This is a genomic window from Maribellus comscasis, from assembly GCF_009762775.1.
GTDB classification, from domain to species: Bacteria; Bacteroidota; Bacteroidia; order Bacteroidales; family Prolixibacteraceae; genus Draconibacterium; species Draconibacterium comscasis.
On the sequence record NZ_CP046401.1, the window covers coordinates 5,506,927 to 5,527,540 of the forward strand.

Annotated in this window: 11 protein-coding genes and 1 riboswitch; of the genes, 10 read left to right on the forward strand and 1 reads right to left on the reverse strand. The window is 40.6% G+C overall.

The window, feature by feature from the left end:
• Positions 1-85: 85 nt before the first annotated feature.
• From GM418_RS22270 to GM418_RS22315, 10 genes are all read left to right on the forward strand, one after another.
• Positions 86-448 carry a plasmid mobilization protein gene (locus GM418_RS22270; RefSeq protein ID WP_158869418.1) on the forward strand — a complete coding sequence of 121 codons (363 nt, stop codon included), beginning with the start codon at positions 86-88 and terminating at the stop codon, positions 446-448.
• On the forward strand, positions 438-1,373 hold the full coding sequence (locus GM418_RS22275) for a relaxase/mobilization nuclease domain-containing protein (protein WP_158869419.1): 936 nt from the start codon (positions 438-440) through the stop codon (positions 1,371-1,373). The genes GM418_RS22270 and GM418_RS22275 overlap by 11 nt, the downstream gene beginning before the upstream one ends.
• Positions 1,374-1,391: 18 nt before the next feature.
• Positions 1,392-2,072 (forward strand): hypothetical protein, encoded by a 681-nt coding sequence (locus tag GM418_RS22280; RefSeq protein WP_158869420.1) that lies wholly within the window; start codon positions 1,392-1,394, stop codon positions 2,070-2,072.
• Between the two features lie 72 nt (positions 2,073-2,144).
• Positions 2,145-2,354: riboswitch (cobalamin riboswitch) on the forward strand.
• A 118-nt stretch (positions 2,355-2,472) separates the two neighbouring features.
• Complete coding sequence (locus tag GM418_RS22285; protein ID WP_158869421.1) at positions 2,473-4,461, forward strand: TonB-dependent receptor plug domain-containing protein; 1,989 nt, start codon at positions 2,473-2,475, stop codon at positions 4,459-4,461.
• Between the two features lie 8 nt (positions 4,462-4,469).
• Positions 4,470-5,621 carry a YncE family protein gene (locus GM418_RS22290; protein WP_158869422.1) on the forward strand — a complete coding sequence of 384 codons (1,152 nt, stop codon included), beginning with the start codon at positions 4,470-4,472 and terminating at the stop codon, positions 5,619-5,621.
• Positions 5,622-5,625: 4 nt separating this feature from the next.
• The gene (locus tag GM418_RS22295; protein WP_158869423.1) at positions 5,626-6,852 is read left to right on the forward strand and encodes a cell surface protein; all 1,227 of its coding nucleotides are present in this window, start codon (positions 5,626-5,628) and stop codon (positions 6,850-6,852) included.
• An 8-nt stretch (positions 6,853-6,860) separates the two neighbouring features.
• Complete coding sequence (locus tag GM418_RS22300) at positions 6,861-9,692, forward strand: DUF5074 domain-containing protein (RefSeq protein WP_158869424.1); 2,832 nt, start codon at positions 6,861-6,863, stop codon at positions 9,690-9,692.
• Positions 9,693-9,725: 33 nt separating this feature from the next.
• A complete protein-coding gene (locus GM418_RS22305; protein WP_158869425.1) occupies positions 9,726-10,292 on the forward strand; it encodes a DUF6580 family putative transport protein in 567 nt (188 codons plus the stop codon).
• A 100-nt stretch (positions 10,293-10,392) separates the two neighbouring features.
• A complete protein-coding gene (locus tag GM418_RS22310) occupies positions 10,393-17,541 on the forward strand; it encodes a fibronectin type III domain-containing protein (RefSeq protein ID WP_158869426.1) in 7,149 nt (2,382 codons plus the stop codon).
• Positions 17,542-17,766: 225 nt separating this feature from the next.
• Positions 17,767-19,188, forward strand: a complete 1,422-nt coding sequence (locus GM418_RS22315) for an alkaline phosphatase (RefSeq protein WP_158869427.1) — start codon at positions 17,767-17,769, stop codon at positions 19,186-19,188.
• Between the two features lie 76 nt (positions 19,189-19,264).
• On the opposite strand, the gene GM418_RS22320 is transcribed toward GM418_RS22315, so the two are convergent.
• Positions 19,265-20,305, reverse strand: a complete 1,041-nt coding sequence (locus tag GM418_RS22320; RefSeq protein ID WP_158869428.1) for a metallophosphoesterase family protein — start codon at positions 20,303-20,305, stop codon at positions 19,265-19,267.
• Positions 20,306-20,614: the final 309 nt, after the last annotated feature.

The window sequence follows — 20,614 nt, forward strand, 5'->3', positions numbered from 1 at the left end:
AGTTTGTGTTTCGGTCAGCCCGAAACCTTGCTCTGCGAGGCAAAAACATCCCGCCGGTCTCACTAATTATTAAATGCAAATTCAAATGAAAACGATAAAAAACAGAAACTCCAATGGCAGGCCAGCTAAGAAACCTTCCGAAAAGAAGGGCTATAAAATAACCGTAAAAATGGCTACCGAAGAATACTATTCGATGAAAGCTAAAGCTGGTTTAGTAGGAATTAACCGCAGCGAATTTATCCGTCAGTGCATCCGCTCAACTGTGATAAAACAGCGGTTGTCCCCAGAACTGATGAGACACATCCGCCAGCTTTCCGGTATGGCTAACAATGTCAATCAAATTGCCCGCACAGCGAATGCTGCCGGATATATTGAAGTGCACAATCATTGTCTTATTATGAGTGAACGCCTGGACAAAGTAATTAAACGCATTGAAGATGATTGCTAAAATTGTACAGGGACGTGGTTTCAGGGGAGTCGTGAATTATGTACTGGATAAAAAGAATGCCTGTTTGCTTTTTGCCGAAGGAGTACGCTTAAAGGATAAAGCATCCGTCATTCAAAGTTTTATTACCCAAAGTAAATTGAAACCTAAAATATCAAAGCCGGTAGCACATATCTCACTGGATTTTTCAGTGCAGGACAAAGGCCGGTTAACCGATAAATTTATGGTTGGTGTTGCGCATGAATACTTAGCAAAAATGGGATATAAAAATACACAGTTTATCATTGCCCGACACCATGATACCGACCATCCACACATCCACCTGGTGATAAATCGGATTGACAATAAAGGGAACCGGATTTCTGATAAAAACGAAAAGCTTCGTAATACAAAAGTTTGTCTGGAGCTAACGAAAAAACACGGGCTTTACATTGCTTCTGGAAAGGAGAATGTAAAAGAACACCGGCTCAAAGAACCGGATAAAACTAAATATGAGATTTATCGGGTACTTCAATCAACCATTCCTAAATGTCGAAACTGGAAAGAACTGGATGCAAAACTTCGAAAATCAGGAGTTACCGCTGAATTGCGAAAAAACGGGAGTACAGACAAAATCCAGGGAGTACGGTTTGGCAAAAACGGATATGAATTCAACGGCTCCAAAATTGACCGGGCATTCAGCTATTCTAAAATTAGTTACCAACTTGAGCAAAATGCGCTATCAATGGCGGCTCAATCCAAATCTGCACACCGGAGCAGTCAGAGCAACAATGAAGGTTTTTCGTATGCAGTTGGAGCAACGGTTTCTTCTTTGGGAGGACTGTTCGACATACTGAATCCGTCATCTGGTTATGATGAAGACCGTGCCGAATATTTAAGACAGGAGGCGCTGAAGAAAAAACGAAGGAAGAAAGGACGCAGATTATAAACACCAAAATCAATAACAATGGGTACAGGCAAAATGGATTCTTCGGCAGTTTATACTTTGTTTGAAGAATTAAAACAAAAGATAGAGCAGTTAAGTAAAGGCGAAATTTCAGATAATCAAGCAAAGTCCAACTTTGACACCGAAGAAATTGTCTTATTGATGCACGATATACGTGAACGAGTAAATCAAAAACAATTTTCTCCTGAGCAAATAAAGGAATTGCAGAATATTCTGGTACAGGTTGCGGGCTACTCTCTGGGGAAAGTCAATGACAGGATTGGTACCATATTGACTGAATTAAAAGCCGTAGTTGTTCCACTTAATGAAAAGGTTAGCCGGTTACAAACTCCAACAAACATGGTTATTCGTAAGGAGCATGTTTTTGTTGTAGATTTTCGGAGAAGCAAGACGGCTATAACTATTATTTCAATGGCTCTAATTATACTGCTTTCATGGGGCGGAAATATCTGGCAATTCATAAATAACAATCAACTAAAGGATAACGACCTGAAATATCGTTATGTAAAAACGCGAGGTGAAGCAACCGCAAAAACATTGCTCCAACTTGAAACAATTTTTACTTACAGCAAAAATAGGGATAGCATCTCTGAAATCAGGGAACAGGTTGATGCTTACGAACGCATGGTTAAGGAGCGGACTGAGGAAATTGAACGAAAGAGATTGTTGCTTAAAAAATAGTGATCATAAGATCATATTTTATTTTTATAATTGATTCGGTAAAAAACATATATGACTCTAATATTTTATACTACCTTTACTCTCGATTTTGGTGCCGCGTTTTTCATTAAACGAAAAAACGGTGAAAAGGGAATCAGGTGAAAGTCCTGAACAGACCCGCTGCTGTAAGCTCCGCCAAAGTCTTTGAACAATACTCAGAACCACTGTCCGTCATCTGACGGATGGGAAGGGCGTTTCAAAGATGGAGTAAGTCAGAAGACCTGCCAAGATTATAGTTGAAGGCTTTCGAGGAATAAAAGCTGGCGACAAACAAAGGCAGAATCACTGATTTTGCTCCAAGTTTATCCCGATATTAAGGTCTTCGAAGGCTGTTTTGGTTGAAAAATTAAAATGGCTTTTTATGTATTTTGTTAGGTTCTTTTGTGGGCTTGCATTATTTGCAATATCAATTGATGCGTTTTCACAAAGCAAATTAGACAGCGTTCAGCACATCGAAGAAGTAAAGGTAGTTGCCAATCGCTACAAAGAAATTATTCCTGCACAAACCTTGCAAGGTAAGGAACTGGAGCAACTAAACAGTTATTCTGTTGCCGATGCTATTCGTTTCTTTTCCGGTGTACAAATAAAAGATTATGGGGGTATTGGCGGATTAAAAACGGTGAACATTCGTAGTATGGGAACCAATCATATGGGCGTTTTCTACAACGGAGTTCAACTAGGCAATGCACAAAACGGACAAATTGATTTAGGCAAGTTTTCGTTAGAAAACGTGGAAGAGATTTCGCTGTACAACGGACAAAAAAGTGAGATCTTCCAATCGGCCAAAGAGTTTGGTTCTGCCGGAAGTATTTACCTGACAACGCGCCGTCCACGATTCGAGAAAGGCAAAGATACAAATATCAAAGCGGCCATGCGAACCGGTTCTTTTGGGCTGTTTAATCCTTCCGTTCTTTATGAATATAAAATCAGCGAAAAAATAAATACCACATTTAGCGCCGAATGGATTAATGCCGATGGCAAATACAAATTCCGCTACCGGCGTGTTACCCCTTCCGGCGAGCTTGCATACGACACTACGGCAGTCCGGCAAAACGGCGATATCGACGCTGTCCGGCTGGAGGGAAGCCTGAACGGATATTTACCTTCGGGGTTTTGGAAAGTACAGTTATATCATTATGATTCGGAGCGGGGAGTTCCGGGCGCTATCGTAAACAATGTGTGGCGAAACGGTGAGCGTTTGTGGGATAACAATTCTTTTATCCAGGGCGTTTACGAGCAGGATTTCAGCCCGAAGTTAAGCTCCAAACTAAACATGAAATATGCTGTTGACCTGACGCATTACATCAATAACGACGATAAACTGATCCATGTTGATAATACTTACAGGCAAAAAGAGCTTTATTTTTCGTGGGCAAATAAATATGCACTGCGTAAAAACTGGGATATTTCTGCGGCTTACGATTTTCAGTGGAATGGCTTGTCTGAGTTCATAAATGTTTCCCGGACAACGCACTGGTTCTCGGCTGCCACCGCTTTTACCGTGGCCAACCAGTTGAAAATTCAGGCCAGTGTTTTGGAAACCATTGTAAACGAAGAAAACCGCGAACGGGACACAGTTCCGAACAAACAGGTATTCACTCCGGCAGTATTTCTGTCGTACCAGCCATTTGCTGCAACCGACCTTGTTTTCCGCGCTTTCTACAAGAAATCTTTTCGCATGCCTACCTTCAACGATTTGTATTATACCGATATGGGCAATGCTTACCTCCGTCCCGAATATGCAGAGCAATACAATCTGGGCTTTTTATACGATATCAACCGCGAAAACCAGGTTTTTGAATCGTTTCATATCGGAGTTGACGTTTACTACAATTATGTAAAAGACAAAATTGTGGCCTACCCCAAGGGACAACAGTTCAGATGGACAATGCTAAACCTGGGCGAAGTTGATATCCGGGGAATCGACCTGACAACAATGGCCACTTTTCTTATTCTGAATGATTGGAGACTAACCACAAAGTTGCAATATACCTATCAGGAAGCGATTGATATAACCGACCCGGCCGACACGTATTACCGCGACCAGATTCCATACATTCCCTGGCACAGTGGCTCGGCCATTGCCATGCTTAACTGGAAAAGCTGGTCGATGAACTATAGCTATATTTATGTTGGTGAACGCTATAACCAGCAGGAAAACATTCGCTACAACTATACACAACCCTGGTACACCAGCGATATCTCTTTTTCAAAATCATTAAAAATGAAGGACTTTTCTCTGAAATTTTCAGCTGAAATAAATAACCTGTTAAGTCAGGATTACGATGTAATCCTCAATTATCCGATGCCAAAACGCAACTATCGTTTTCGCATGAGTATTGAAATTTAAGCAAGAAAATGAATCGAATCATATACATACTGTTCTTTATTTTTCTGTTGTATTCCTGCCGTAAAGACGAGCTGGTTGTTCCCACTGAATACGACATTTTGCCTATCGAACTAAATTCTGATGCCGACCCTATTGGAATGTATATTTTAAACGAAGGGAACATGGGGAGCAATAAGGCATCTATTGATTTTGTGGACTTCAAAAATGCGTATTATATCCGAAACCTGTATGCCGAAAGAAACCCGAATGTAATTAAAGAACTGGGCGATGTTGGAAATGATATTCAGATATACGGAAACAAGTTGTATGCAGTAATCAATTGTTCGCACAAAGTTGAGGTGATGGATGCCAAAACCGGCGTAAGGCTCGGGCAGGTGGATATTCCGAATTGCCGTTACATCCGTTTTTCGCGTGGCAATGCTTATGTTTCTGCCTACGTGGGGCCGGTAGCCATCGACCCCGATGCGCAGTTGGGGGCTGTTTACCGTATTGATACAACTTCGTTGGAAATTACCGGGAAAGTAACAGTGGGTTACCAGCCGGATGAATTGGAGGTAATGGGCGAATACATTTATGTTGCCAACTCAGGAGGCTATCGTGTTCCGAACTACGACTACACAATTTCGGTGGTTGAAATGTACGGGATGAAACAGGTGCAGAAAATACCCGTGGGCATCAATTTGCACCGCCTGCGCAAAGACCAGTACGGAAAACTATGGGTTTCGTCGAGAGGCGATTACAACAGCATCCCTTCCAACCTTTTTGTGTTGGAACGAAAAAGCCAGAATTCAAACGAAATGGTTGTAACTGACACCCTTGATATTCCGTGCAGCAATATGTGTATTCAGGGAGATTCGCTTTATTTCTACAGTACCGAGTGGAACGAGCAGGCCGAAGAAAACACAATTTCGTATGGAATTATCAATGTAAAAACAAAAGAACTGGTTACCGACCATTTTATTACCGACGGGACCGAAAAGGATATAACGATTCCGTACGGGTTGCAAATCAATCCTGCCAATGGGGATATTTATGTAACAGATGCTAAGAACTATGTATCCAGCGGAGTTGTGCACTGTTACAATCGCAATGGGAAACTTAAGTGGAGTGTACGTGCAGGCGATATTCCTGCACACATGGTTTTCCTGTTTAAAAATTAAGCCTATGAAGAAAATTATACTTGCACTGTTACTTGCTGCTTTTTGGTCTTCGTGTAAACAGGAAATCCCGATGGTTAATTTGGGAATAGATGATGTTTACACGGTTGAGCGGATGAAAAAGGTCATTCTTCACCCCGAATTTCCAGGTGAATATCAGTGGAGTATGAAGAATACAAATGGCCAGGACTCGGTGGTTTCAACAGAGCGTGACTACATTTTTGTTGCCGAAAAACCGGGGAATTATTCTGTTAAACTTAATATTATTGATTCTGAGAACCCTATAGAACATTCCGTTCAAATTGTTGTGTGGGAAGAAGAGGTTGCTTACAGTCGTTATGTTTCACAGGTTTTTGAATACCGCCCGGCCCCCGGTCAGTTTGTGAACACCATGCCCGAATATGAGGACGGGGATACTGAAGAAACAATGCGAAAAAAAGCGCAGGAAAGCATTTCCGGGAAAAATGATGTAATGGTTTCGCTCGGGGGGTTTGGCGGGTATATAACTTTCGGGTTCGACCACACTGTTGTTAATGCAAAAGGCAAAAAAGATTTTAAAGTCCGGGGCAATTCTTTTTATGCGGCTTCTAATCCCAACCCGGATGCACCGGCAGAAGGTGGTAGTTGCGAACCTGGCATTGTGCTGGTTTCTTTAGATGAAAACGATAATGGCATTCCCGATGACGATTGGTACGAACTGGCTGGCAGCGAATATTACAAGCCCGAAACTAAACATGATTACGAAATAACCTATTACAAGCCGGATGCTGATAAAATAGCCACACCACAACCCAACAGCCCGATTTCGGATACAACTTATATACGCTGGACCGACAACCTGGGGCAACAGGGATACATGGCAAAAAATGTATATCACACGCAGGATTATTTCCCGAAATGGCTGGATAGCGACCAACTGGCTTTCAATGGGACAATCCTGGCAAATAATGCTGTTGACGAAAGTGCCGGCAAAAACGGTTCTTATTATGTTCTTTATGCCTATGATTGGGGATATGTTGACAATCACCCCAATGAATACGAAGATAAAATTAGTTTCGATATCGGCTGGGCTGTGGATGGGAATGGAAATCCGGTGCATTTACCCGGTGTGGACTTCATCCGGGTTTATACCGGTGTTAACCAGCAGTGTGGCTGGTTGGGCGAAACATCGACAGAGCTTGCCCGTGCAGAAGATTTACATATTCAAGACCCAACAATATTACCTAATCCATAATAATTCAGATGATGAAAAAACTATTCATTTATACCATTTTCCTATCGCTGTTTTTAGGCGTAAAAGCTCAGGATTATACAAACGGGATTTTTATTCTCAACGAAGATTGGTTTGGTCACAATAACAGCACAATCAATTTTTTAAATCCTGAAACAGGGGAATTCGACTACCTCATACTTCAGGGAAATGCAGATAACGCAGGCGCTTCGTTGGGATGTACGGCACAATTCGGGACAATATACGGAAATAATCTCTATGTGATATCTAAACAAGACCAGGACCCTGGCGAAACCAATCCGGTGAGTGGAGGAAGAATTGTAGTAGCCGACGCTAAAACGTTAAAAGTAAAGAAAAGAATTCCTGTAATTTTTGAGATTAATGGAAAATCAGCAGCTGACGGCCGTGGTTTTGTGGGCGTAAACGAGAATAAGGGCTACGTAGGTACCTCTAATGGAATTTTCGTTATGAATCTCTCCAATTTTCAAATTGAAAGAAGAATTGAAGGCACAGAAAACCCTTTAATCTCAGGAGGAGAAAGTAATGCTGATGGTGTTGGCCCTTTATACAACAACCAGATTGGGATGATGTGCCGTACATCGGATTATGTTTTTGCCATTCAACAGGACAAAGGTGTGTTGGTTATCGACCCGGAATCGGATACTGTAATAAAGGTAATTAATGGATGTTACAGTACTCTAACGCAAAGTAAAGATGGAACGGTGTGGGTTGGGAAAAACTCAAATATGTCCTACCAGCAATATCCTTATGGAACTGTTGGTGAAAATTGGGATGGTAATCAATTGTTAAAAATTAACCCGAATACTTTAGCCACAGAGATTATAAATATGAGTGCAGGCGCTGGCATTAACCAAACCTGGTATGCATGGACAGCCGGTTCACTGTGTGCCAGCGCCAAAGAAAACGCACTCTATTTTGCCTACAATGAAAGCGACTGGAACTGGTTTACCACATCCAAAATGTATCGTTACGATATTGACAATAACGAATTTACACTGATATACGATAGTGAAAATGAAGAACGCTACTTTTATGGGGCAAGTCTTCGTATCAACCCGCTGGACGATAAAATATATGCCGCTTTATACCTCGATAACATCAATCAAACTTATTTTATCTATCAATTAGATAACAGTGGCAATTTGCTGAAAACTTTCGAGCCGATTAAGCGATACTGGTTTCCGGCCATGTTTATTTTCCCTGATAATTATTCGCCGGAAGTGTCGCAGCTTTCCTCACTCACACTCAATAATACACAGCCGGTAACAATTAATTTAAAAGACATGGCAAGCGACCGGGATAATTTGTCGGCAGCCATAACCAAAAATATTCTTACAAATGATAATGAAGATATTCTTTCGGCAAGCATAAAAAACAACGTCCTAACACTTACGGCAAAAGAAGGAAAATCCGGAACAGCCCGAATTATTGTGCGGTTTAATTCGAATGGAAAGACGGTTGACCGGGTGCAGGAAGTGATTGTTTCAACAACTTCAAATATTGATGAAACTTCGCCAACAATTCCAACAAATCTAGTCGCTATCCCAACTGAAACAAGTATTACTCTTTCATGGACAGCTTCAACTGATAACATTGGAGTTGAAGGCTACATTGTTTACCTTGATGGTGATTCGATTGAAACTGTTTCAGAAACAAACTTCAACGTTACCGGATTAACATCAGGAACAGAATATACTTTGGCAGTAGAAGCTTTTGATGAAGCGGGAAACAAATCAGGAAAAGCAGAAGTAACAGTCGCAACCTTAGCCATTGCTGACAATATTGCCCCAACAACACCAGAAAAAATCGAAGCTACTCCTGCCGAAACAAGTATTGCCCTTTCATGGACAGCTTCAACAGACAACATTGGAGTTGAAGGCTACATTGTTTACCTCGATGGCGATTCAATTGAAACTGTTTCAGAAACAAGTTTTACTGTAACAGGGTTATCGCCTGGTACAGATTATCTCCTGGCGGTAGAAGCTTTTGATGCAGCAGGAAATAAATCAGGAAAGGTAGAAATTGACATTCCAACAAGCCCGGTAATTGATAATGAAGTACCGACAGCACCAACCAATCTTGTAGCTGTTCCTTCCGACACAAGCATTGCTTTTTCGTGGACGGCTTCAACTGATAATGTGGGAGTTTTGGGTTACGCGGTTTATCTTGATGGCGTTTTGATTTCAACTGTTAACCAGACGAATCTTAACGTAACCGGATTATCGTCGGATACAGAATACACACTTGCAGTGGGGGCTTTTGATGCTTCCAGTAATGAATCGGTACTATCGGAAATAACGGTTTCAACAACAACTCCGGCAGATAAAACAGCCCCGTCTGCGCCAACCAATCTTATTGCCGAAGCTTCGGAAACAAGCATTGTCTTTTCGTGGTCGGCTTCAACCGACGATGTGGGCGTTGCCGCTTATAATATATACCTCAACGGAGATTCGATTGACAATGTAACAGAAACGAATTTCACATTAACAGAACTAAGTCCCGGAACGGAATACACTTTTAGCGTGGAAGCCGTTGATGCAGCGGGAAATAAGTCAGAAAGAATAACAATTACTCAGAGTACTATCATAACGGGAATAGAATCATTGAACAACAACAAACTGACTGTTTTTCCCAACCCGTTTTCATCGTTCATTATTATCAAATCAGCAAAAAATCAGCAAGTACTAATTTATGATGTCTCCGGGAAAGTGGTGATGCGAATAGGTGTAGAAGCCGGAATAACACAGATTAATACGTCTGAAATAAAAAAAGGAGTTTACCTGGTCAGCTGTGGTACAGATACATTTAAGCTTATAAAATAAAATTATTAGTCAATACAATAAAAAATAAACACAATGGAAAAAGAGAAGATTAATATCCGTTTCGGGGTTTTATCCCTGGTCGTTTTACTGGCAGCATTTAGCCGCTTAATTCCACATCCTCCAAATTTTGCGCCGATTGGAGCGATGTCGCTTTTCGGGGCAGCTTATTTTTCGCGAAAATACCTGGCTTTTATTGTGCCAGTTGTGGCCATGTGGTTAAGTGATTTGGTGTTGAACAATGTAATTTACGGACAGTATTTCGACCACTTTGTGTGGTTTTACGGCGGTTTTTACTGGACTTATGCGGCATTTATATTTATTGGCCTTGTTGGCTTTGGACTATTAAAAAAAGTTCGCCCGGCAAAACTGTTAATTGCCAGTCTTTTGGCGTCAGTTGTATTTTTTCTGATATCAAATTTCGGGGTGTGGGCTTCGGGTACAATGTATCCCCATACCTTCCCGGGGTTAATAACCTGCTATGCTGCCGGATTACCGTTTTTTAAGAATACGCTGATAGGAGATTTGGCTTATTCAGGGGCATTGTTCGGGATATTCGAGTTTGTTCAATACAAAGCTCCTGTTTTAAGAAATTCTGCATAAATCATTCATAAATAATAATAAAAAAAGGAACGGTAGCGTTCGCCAAAACCAACTACCGTTCCCGAGTTGCAATACCATTAATAAAATAAATAACAGTATTATGAAACAAAACTACTTTTTTTCTTTGGTTTGTTTGTGCTTTTTGCTGGCAAGCCAAATTAGTTTGGGGCAATCTACATATAAAACAGATTTGCCGCACAGCAGTACACGAAGTTCCGGCGACTCTGGAAACAAAGTCAAAAGCGCTAACCTGCTTAGTTATTTAGAAACGGAATGCGATAATTCAGATGATTTTTTAACAATGTCAGAAGATGTTTACGATGATGGACTAACTACTCCAAACGGTTGGTATGCAAGTTATGCCGAGCGTTATGAGGATTTTCTTAGTCTGTTCGGTGTTCTGAAATCTCCGGTTCTATCCAACGGTTGTAATTCCATTTCTTTTAAGTATGCCAAAGATGATTATTATGAGTTTGGTTATCCTTCGTTTAGAATAGAAATTCAAAAAGAAATTGACGGAGTATGGTCCACTGCCTGGACAGAGACTATATCTAACCCGGATGCCGAAGAATTGGTCTTTAACGAAGTCTTTTATGATAATCTGAAAATTGAAGGTACGGTACAATTGGTTATCACCCGCTTGTCGCCCAACAATATAAGCGGAACTCCACCTGATGGAGATGTTCCTGATATTAAGGATTTTTGTCTGACAGATTATATTCGCGACCTTGTTCCCCCAACGGCTCCGACAGAACTTGCTGCCCAGCCTAACTTAACTTCTGTAGCCCTTTCATGGGAAGCTTCAACCGATAATATTAGCGTAGAAGGTTACCGGGTTTCCCTGGATGGAACAATTATAGATACCGTTACAACGACCAGTTATGTGGTAAACGGGTTGATTCCTTCAACAGAATATACCTTTGACGTGGAAGCCTTAGACGGCGACCGGAATAATTCGGAAAAAGCATCGGTATCCGCAACAACCCTAGCTGATAATATCGCCCCTTCTGTCCCGCAAAACTTGACAGGAATATCAAAAGAAAGCGGCATGATACTGTCGTGGACGGCTTCAACCGACAATGTTGGTGTAACAAACTACAATGTGTATGCAGATGGTAATCTGGCAGGCTCTACTTCCCAAACGACAGATACAATTACAGGTTTAGCTGAAAATACCCAATATTTATTCGAAGTAGAGGCCGAAGATATTTCAGGAAACAAATCGGACAAAGTGGCAGAAACACTATCAACAATAATTGATACAGAAGCTCCAACGATTCCCGGTAATTTGCAGGCAAATACGAATGAAAATGAAATAATATTATCCTGGACTGCTTCAACCGACAATACAGGAGTTACAAAATACAACATATATTTAGGAGGAGAACTGACCGGTTCTACTACGGAATTAAAAGACACCATCAAAGGATTAGCACCGAATACCGAATACCAGTTTGAGGTAGAAGCGGAAGATGCGACCGGGAACAAATCGGCGAAAGCATCAGTTACCGCTTCAACACCTGTTGACAATACCGCTCCTGATTCTCCTGAAAATTTGGTTGCAGAAGCAACTGAAAATGGAGTTGAGTTATTGTGGACAGCTTCTACCGATAATTTTGGTGTAACTAAATACAATGTATATGTAAATGGCGAGTTCTTAAATTCAACGGTCAATGTAACCGATACAATTAAAGGATTAGAAGCTGGTATTGAATACCTGATTGAAGTTGATGCCGAGGATGCTTCAGGAAACAAATCAGGAAAAACTCCGGTTACTCTTTCAGGAGAAAGCACTGCTGGATTGGCGTTTTCTTTTAAAGATAATTTAATAGTTAATCGCACGCGGGATGCCAGCGATTTTAGAGTGACCAAAAAGTTTACCGACTTGTTCAATTATCCTGACGGTTACAACATCAAAACGGAAATTTCCAAATCCAGCGATGTAGCTATTACATACAATTCTACAAACGAAAATCATTTGTTGTTTGATGGCTACTATTATAGTTCATCCAGCGGCCAATACTTTTATTATAAAATTCCTACAGGAGCCTATGGGACAGATACGCTGACCATTAGCATCGACTATCATGGTTTTACATCTAAAGCTTTGGTTATTGCCAATTTGGCCCCACTATCTGCCCGCGACGATTCTTACACCATCGATATAGGAGGAACGTTAGGAATGAATGTTGCCGGAAATGATATCCCATCTTCATATCTTGATAAAACAAGTCTGGAAATTCTTCAAAATACAAGTTATGGTGCACTCACAAATAATATTGATGGAACCCTAACCTATGTAAATGAAAGTGCTACCCCTAATTATTCATTCGAAAATTTTGAATATCGTATTGCTGATGTTGAAGGCCACTATGACACAGCAACCGTTAAAATAAACATTCACATGAATTCGTATGCAAGCCGTGTTATCGAATTTATGCCTGCTCCCGGACAGTTTACCAACGAAAGCATCGGGCAAAGCAACTCGGCAGAAAAGACACTTGGGACACAAGGTGGAATGATAAGTTTAGGCGCTTTCGGAGGGTATGTCGTCTATGGGTTTGACCAACCTATCATAAATAATCCGCAAAATCCTTACGGTGTAGATTTTTCTGTAAAAGGAAATTCGTTTGCAGCCAACCTTTATGGTGTTTGGACTGAACCTGCTGCTGTGCGTGTTATGAAAGACCTCAATGGCGATGGTGTCCCCAATGACGGAGAGTGGTACGAACTGGCTGGTTCTGATTACTATATGAGCGGTACCCAGAAAAATGTAAAAATGACCTATTACAATCCACATTACAATGAACGTTATACTGTTCCCTGGAAAAAAGATAACGGAGAAACGGGCGCAATGTTATCCAATTCATTTCACAGCCACCCTTATTATCCCGACCCGTTTGATTTCGGTTGCAATAAAGACTCAATGACCTATGAAGGGAATATTATAAAAAGCTCGCTCGATATGAGTACCCCAAGTTATATCGAGTTTTACCGTGCCCCGTTTTTTGGGTATTGCGATAGTCGCGGGAATAGCGCTGATTTAACAGACCCTCAAAATCCATACTTTAAAGATGAAAAAGGAAATGCTGCCGATGGGTTTGATATCAGTTGGGCCGTAGATAGAGACGGTAATCATAAAGAATTGGACCAAATCGATTTTGTGAAAATATATACAGGTGGTTTTGCCAATGCAGGATGGTTGGGAGAATGGTCTTCGGAAGTATTGGGGGTAGGGATAACAACACCAGACCCGGATTATGTTGCGCAAGATTATTATTTAAATTATATCGGAATAACACAACTAAAAGTATTAAAAGGCCACACCTGCCAGTTTGAAGGATTTTTGTTTAAAAACGGCCGTCCGCAAACTGATGGTGTACAACAATGGAGTTCTTCTAATCCGGAAGTTGGGACCGTAGATAATACCGGTTTGTTTACTGCTGTTGCCGATGGTGAAACATGGTTGCGTTTTTCGCAAAAAAGCGATATTCCTACCGATTCTATCCGCTTACTGGTGGTTGAACTGGAAGGTGTTCACCTGGAAATGGAAGGAAACTCTGCCGCTTCGTCTGATAGTACCAGCCTTATTGTTGGCGAAAGTATCAGCATTACAGCCCAGGGCTTGGATAACATCGGCGATGTTTTAAATGGAAGCACTTCTAACCGTTTTGTTTACGATACTTATACCTGGACGACTTCAAATCCTGAAATAGGGACAATCGATAATGGTTTGTTTACCGGGAAAAAAGTTGGAAGGACAATGGTTCATGCATATTCTGACGCCAATCCTGAATTGTCTGATTCAATACTGGTTATTGTGAACGAAACCCCGAAACTAAGCCCGGTAAATAATCCGGTAGTAATTTCATATTATAATCCAGTGGGAGAAAAAACGAGTAGCGAGCTTTTTGCTACCGGAACAAACTCGGTAACTTATCTTAATTCCGTAGTTTCGAAAACCGGCTTGTCCAGTCCTGTTATCGAAAAGAATGTATTGAAGTGTAATTTTACAGCTGGTGTTTATGGAACTGACACCTTAACTTTTAATCTTACTTCATACAAACAGGATACAACAATAAGCGTTGCGTTTATTTATAAACCGGATGGATATGAAAAGGATGCGCAGATATTGTTTGTAAATAATGCACGGGCCCAAAATCCTGATAAAGCTTCATTAAATGCTTATACCCCTGATTTGGATTCGGTAAACGTGATTGACGGCCAGCTTGATGCTTATTCGGTAAAAGATGTTCTTGTTGACGGAGCTTTTGCTTTTGTTTTGGGTGAAAATTTCCTGTCGAAATATAATCTTACAACATACGAAAAAGAAAACACTATTGGTATTGACGAAACAGGAAACAGTGCAATGGCAATGTATAACAACCTTTTGCTGGTTACTGAACAATCAAATCTTGCCATTTACTATAAAACCGATTTAACATTAAGCAGGAAAATTGCATTGTCAGGCAAAATCCATAGTGTAAAAGTAGTCGGAAGTAAAGCTTTTGTTTTCCTCTCCGGTGAAACTACCAGTGTGCTGAATAAAGTTGTGGTTGTTGATTTAATCGAGGGGAAGGCAGAAAGTGAGTATACACTTGCTGAAGCCGGGCTTATTGTTTCGGAAACCCTTGTTAAAGGAACAAAATTGTACATTACAGGAACAACCTCCGGTTCAGGGAAAACAGCTGTAATGGAATATGATACGGAAAATAACATGTATTCGGTATCGGAAGCAAATAATAATTTTAGCAATACTTTAAATGCAAATGCCGTGGTAAAAGGCGATAGCATTTTGCTTACTAACGGTGAAGGCTATGTTGCTTATACAATTTCAACAAAAACTTTTGGTACCGATGTGTTAATGAAAACTGCCGATGATTTTTATCCAACGGCAATCGCTTACCATGCTTCGTTGAGTAAATATTTCGTGAGTTATTCAAATGCCGCTAAAACAGAATCTAAAGGATTAGCTTTTGATTTAAATTTTGCTGAAGTCGCCGGTTTTGACAGTGTAGAAACCGCTCCTGCCTTAATAAAATGTGTTGAGGCTTTAGAAGCAAACGAAAAGCCGTCACCGAATCTCACATACAGCATGAGCAACTTTACGGCCTACGAAAAGGCAACAAGTAATACGTCCGTCATCATTTATAAAAACCGCTTTACTGATGGAGAAGATAACTTTGAAATCTATCCCAGGTACTTGGAACATACTTCCTGGCTAACATGGAATACAGGTTATACGACTTCCGGAAACAAGCAGTTGTACGCTTATTATTCGAATACGATAGATAAAGATTCTGTAATTACAATTCCGGTAGATGCAATTGATAATTATGGATTTTCAGTAACGCGAACTTTTGATATAACCATAAAGCCACGTGTTTACAAACCGGTCGTGAAAAATCCAATTGCCGATACGATTGTGGCGGTTAACAGTGCGGATATTCAAATACCATTAGTAAACGTATTTACAAACACTTCATCAAGCGGAGTAACGTTTGGGAAGACCGTTTCTGGAAATACAAATTCAGGGTTAATAACAACCACTATTGTCAACGATACACTTACGCTGTCGATAGCTCCAAACAAAGCAGGTGAAGTTTTTATTACAGTGAAAGATTCGGCCAAACACAATACCTACGGAGTTAAGTATGTGGAAACATCCTTTAAAGTTACTGTTGTTGATGATGAATTACCTTCGGTACCGGCTGATTTTGCAGGTAGCCCTTCAGAAACGAGTATTTCACTTTCATGGACTGCTTCAACAGATAATGTTGGCGTAACAGGATACAATATATATAAAGATGGAGTTTTCAAAACCAGTGTAGTAGGAACAAATTATTTAGCAGATAAACTGAATCCGGGAACTGAATACACCTTTGAAGTGGAGGCTTTTGATGCGGAAGGAAACAGGTCAGAAAAAGCATTATTAGTAATTTTAACTACTGATGATGAAACGCCACCGTCTATGCCGGAAAATCTCACTGCTATCCCATCTGAAACGAGCATCGAGCTTTCATGGACAGCTTCAATAGATAATGTTGGCGTAACTGGATACGTTATTTATCTCGATGGCGATTCTATTAATATGGTTACAGAAACTGTATTCAATGCAACAGAATTGAATGCCTTAACAGAATATGTATTTGAAGTAGAGGCTTTCGATGCTTCCGGTAATAAATCGGGAAAAGCATCGGTAACGGTTTCGACCACCGACGAAACAGCACCTTCAGCTCCTTCCGACCTTGCAGCGGTAACTACCGAAACCAGTGTTTCGTTTTCATGGACTGCTTCAACTGACAATGTTGGAGTAGCAGGTTATGTTGTTTATCTCGATGGCGATTCGATTAATACAGTAACTGAAACTGTATTCAATGCAACAGAATTGAATGCTTTAACAGAATATGTATTTGAAGTGGAAGCTTTCGATGCTTCCGGTAATAAATCAGAAAAAGTGTTATTAGTGGTTTCAACCATCGACGAAACGGTACCTTCTGTCCCTTCCGACCTTGCTGCGACAGCTACCGAAACAAGCATTAGGTTTTCGTGGACAGCCTCGACAGATAATGTTGGAGTAGCAGGTTATATTATTTATCTTGATGGTGATTCTATTGATATGGTTACTGAAACTACATTTATTGTAACAGGATTGGATGTGATTTCAGAATATACATTTGAAGTTCAGGCTTTCGATGAAGCTGGAAATGAATCCGAGAAAGCATTGCTGACAGTTTCTACAACAGATGAAACAGCTCCGTCGGTTCCTTCAGGTCTTTCGGCAGTGGCTTCTGACACAAGTGCCGTCCTCTCTTGGATAGCCTCGGCAGATAATGTTGGTGTAACTGGTTATATTGTTTATCTCAATGGCGATTCAATTGCGACAGTGATTGATACTACCTTTACTGTAGTTAATTTGGAAGCTGATACGGAATATACGTTTGAGGTGGAAGCTTTTGATGAAGCCGGAAATAAATCTGAAAGAGCAATAGTCGTTCAGCGTACAATAATTACCGGAATAGAATCGTGGGAGGTGAGTAAACTGAAAGTATATCCAAATCCGTTTGTCGATTATTTTATTGTTGATGCGAAAAATACGGGGTATGCTGTTGTTTACAGTTTATCGGGGAAAGCTATGTTTAATGTGCTTTTGCAAACTGGCAGCAATCGTATCGATGCATCTGGTTTGCCAGGTGGTATTTATCTGTTGAAACAGGAAACGAACACTGTGAAGTTGATTAAAAGATAATTGATTGCATTGTATTGAAAGTCGGTTGCCTTTTAAAGGTAACCGACTTTTTAGATAAAAATTCAGCTCAATATTTTAAAGATACATATGGTTTAATTCATTTCTTTGGTTGATTTATGTCCTACTTTTGATACAAAGCGATTATTAATATAATATTAATAGACTCTCAGGCCTGTTATTATTATATTTTCGCAATTTTTGAAACTCAAATTCAATCTCAATAAAATGAAACGTCGAAATTTTTTACAGGCTGGTGCACTGGCAGCTTTAACCGGGGGAATAATTTCTCCGACCTTACTAACAGGATGTAGTAATCCAACGAATACAAAACGCAGTAGTGGGCAGGCGAAAAATATAATTTTTCTTGTTAGTGACGGGATGAGTATCGGTACGCCGGTGATGGCCGATTTACTGCTTTTCCGGAAAGAAGGCCGGGGAAGCCGATGGATGGATTTGTACCGAAAAAATGAAGCAAGAAGGGCCTTTATGGACACCTCTTCAGCCGACTCAATGGTTACCGATTCGGCAGCAGGGAGTTCATCGTGGGGAGGTGGTAAAAAGGTTAATAACGGCTCACTAAACGTAAACCCCGACGGTTCATTTAACAAACCGATTTTGCAAAAATTTAAAGAAGCCGGTAAGTCGGTTGGCTGCGTTACAACTGTTCCGATAACCCATGCTACACCCGCAGGATTTTGTGTGAACAATAAAACCCGCAGCAGACAAGACGAAATAGCCTCGGACTACCTCAATCTAAAATTTGATGTGATGATGGGCGGCGGGCAGGAGTATTTCGACGGGAAAAAGCGAGCAGACAAAAAGGATATTTTTAGTGATTTTACAGCAGATGGATTCCAGGTTGTGCGTGTTAAAGACGATATGGAAAAGGCAACGCCGGGAAAACCTGTGCTTGGTGTTTTTTATGAAGATGGACTGCCTTATTCCGTAGATATGCAGTCGGAACCGGAACTTGCAGCCAAAATACCTACACTGGCAGAAATGACACGCAAAGCAATTTCTCTTATGGAAGGCAACGGTGAGGGTTTTGTTTTACAGGTTGAAGGCGGAAAAGTGGACTGGGCTGCCCATGCTAACGACGCATCGGCCTTAATTTACGACCAGATTGCCTTTGATGAAGCAGTGGCTGTAGCAATCGATTTTGCAAAAGGACGAAACGACACACTGGTGGTAATTACTACAGACCATGGAAATTCAAATCCGGGATTGATAAAAAGCCACGGTGTAGATGCTAAATTTGATTTGATGCAAGGCGCGAAGTACAGTAATGAGTGGGTATTGCACGGAATCAGGAAAACAGATACGCCATCGCATCTGATTGAACGTTTGAATTTTGCCCAGGAAATTACCGTATCGAAGGAAGAAGCTAAAAGCATTTTGCTGCATTATGAATCGCTTGAAAATGATGGCCTTTACAACGACTATAAACTGCCTTATAAAGAATTAGCCATTATTCAGCAAAATTATACTTCTATTGGCTGGTCAGGAATGGATCATTCGGCTGATTATGTTGAATTAGCAATGTTTGGACCGGGAAGCGAAGCATTACCAATGTTTGTAAAAAATTCCGACCTTCATAATTTTATGCTGGAAGCCGCCGGAATACCTGAATCGGTTTGGATTGTGTAAACACAAAAATATTCCTGCCGTATTAACTCGCTTAAATCATTTTGTGATTTAAAAAGAAATAGGCCTCCAATCGTATTTATTTCTTTTCCTGAAATGAACCGGGATAAGTTACAAATAACTCCTTTTCGGTTTTATTAGTTGGGTCCCAGAGGTTTTTTTCATTGTCGGCGTTGTATTTGATGCGTACCCACGTATCGAATTTGCGCTGTCCTTCATACAATTCAATAACACGGTAACCTTTTCCGATATTGCCATAGGTTTCGCGACCGGTGGCTTGTCCGTAAGCCAGGCAGATTCCGTGTAAACACCCGATGTAATTATTTACATGGTCGTGTCCGACAAACATGCCCATCACATCGCCCGACTCCAGGAAGGCATTGTACATTCCCGAGTTTATATCAGGCGAACAAACATCTTCCTCTTTTACACCCACAGTTGTTTCTTTGCCCCACACTTCATTGTACTCGATAAGCGGAATATGAAAAAACGCCAGCGCCGGGTAGGGTTTTCCACCGTTCTTTTTTGTCATTGAAGCGCTTTCATTACGGTACCACTGTACCTGATCGTTTTTAATCCAGTCATACGAGCCCAGTGTACTTTCCTTTCCAAGCCCGGAGTGCGAATCGAGAAAATACAAAATTGCCTTTGTCTCTTTTGAATCAGCCGACTGCACCGGAATAATATAGTTTCCACTCCCCGATAACTTTTTCGACCCCGTCACAGAAACACAATATGGTAATTCTGAAACTGTTTCCATGATTTGATTATTCGTAAGTTCATATTCCACATCGTGGTTGCCCAAAACTACAGCCCACGGAACTTTTGAATCCACAAATATTTTTGCCAGGGCAAGCCAGGCCTGTTTTGTGTTATCAGAACAAACCACATCGCCGGTGAGAATAACCAAACCGGGCTTTTCAGCTTCTACCGCGTTTTTCATTAGCGCCAGCGCACTGTCCGATTTATATGAGTTATACTTAAAATGAATGTCGGTAAATTGCACAATTTTAAGTTTTCCGTTTTCTCCAAATCTCAAGGTTGTTTTGATTTTTGCAGTTACATTGTTTACAGTAACCAGTAAAACGAGTATAAAAAAGAAGGGTTTAATAATTTTCATTTTCAAATAATTAAATCAATATTATACATTACAGAGACTCTTTGACTGTTGTATCTAAAATAGTGTATTTATCACAATATTCCTGTTACAATTTTTTCAAAAATTTCTTAAAAATTGATTACTAATTTTCGGAGGAAGCCCGCCAATCTTCGGTTAATATCAGGAGAACGGTAATACGACCCAGCGGCTTCAGGACGCTGGTCAAATCTCACTGTCCATGCTCGGCAATATTCAAGTATAACAAATAATAGAATTTATTTACATATTAACTGCTTGTCGAGAACAAACGACACTGCAAAATAATTGTAA

Coding starts and splice junctions, on each gene's coding strand:
- GM418_RS22310 (WP_158869426.1), top strand. CDS start 10,393: ATGAAACAAAACTACTTTTTTTCTTTGGTTTGTTTGTGCTTTTTGCTG.
- GM418_RS22300 (WP_158869424.1), top strand. CDS start 6,861: ATGATGAAAAAACTATTCATTTATACCATTTTCCTATCGCTGTTTTTA.
- GM418_RS22315 (WP_158869427.1), top strand. CDS start 17,767: ATGAAACGTCGAAATTTTTTACAGGCTGGTGCACTGGCAGCTTTAACC.
- GM418_RS22285 (WP_158869421.1), top strand. CDS start 2,473: ATGTATTTTGTTAGGTTCTTTTGTGGGCTTGCATTATTTGCAATATCA.
- GM418_RS22275 (WP_158869419.1), top strand. CDS start 438: ATGATTGCTAAAATTGTACAGGGACGTGGTTTCAGGGGAGTCGTGAAT.
- GM418_RS22305 (WP_158869425.1), top strand. CDS start 9,726: ATGGAAAAAGAGAAGATTAATATCCGTTTCGGGGTTTTATCCCTGGTC.
- GM418_RS22280 (WP_158869420.1), top strand. CDS start 1,392: ATGGGTACAGGCAAAATGGATTCTTCGGCAGTTTATACTTTGTTTGAA.
- GM418_RS22295 (WP_158869423.1), top strand. CDS start 5,626: ATGAAGAAAATTATACTTGCACTGTTACTTGCTGCTTTTTGGTCTTCG.
- GM418_RS22320 (WP_158869428.1), bottom strand. CDS start 20,305: ATGAAAATTATTAAACCCTTCTTTTTTATACTCGTTTTACTGGTTACT.
- GM418_RS22270 (WP_158869418.1), top strand. CDS start 86: ATGAAAACGATAAAAAACAGAAACTCCAATGGCAGGCCAGCTAAGAAA.
- GM418_RS22290 (WP_158869422.1), top strand. CDS start 4,470: ATGAATCGAATCATATACATACTGTTCTTTATTTTTCTGTTGTATTCC.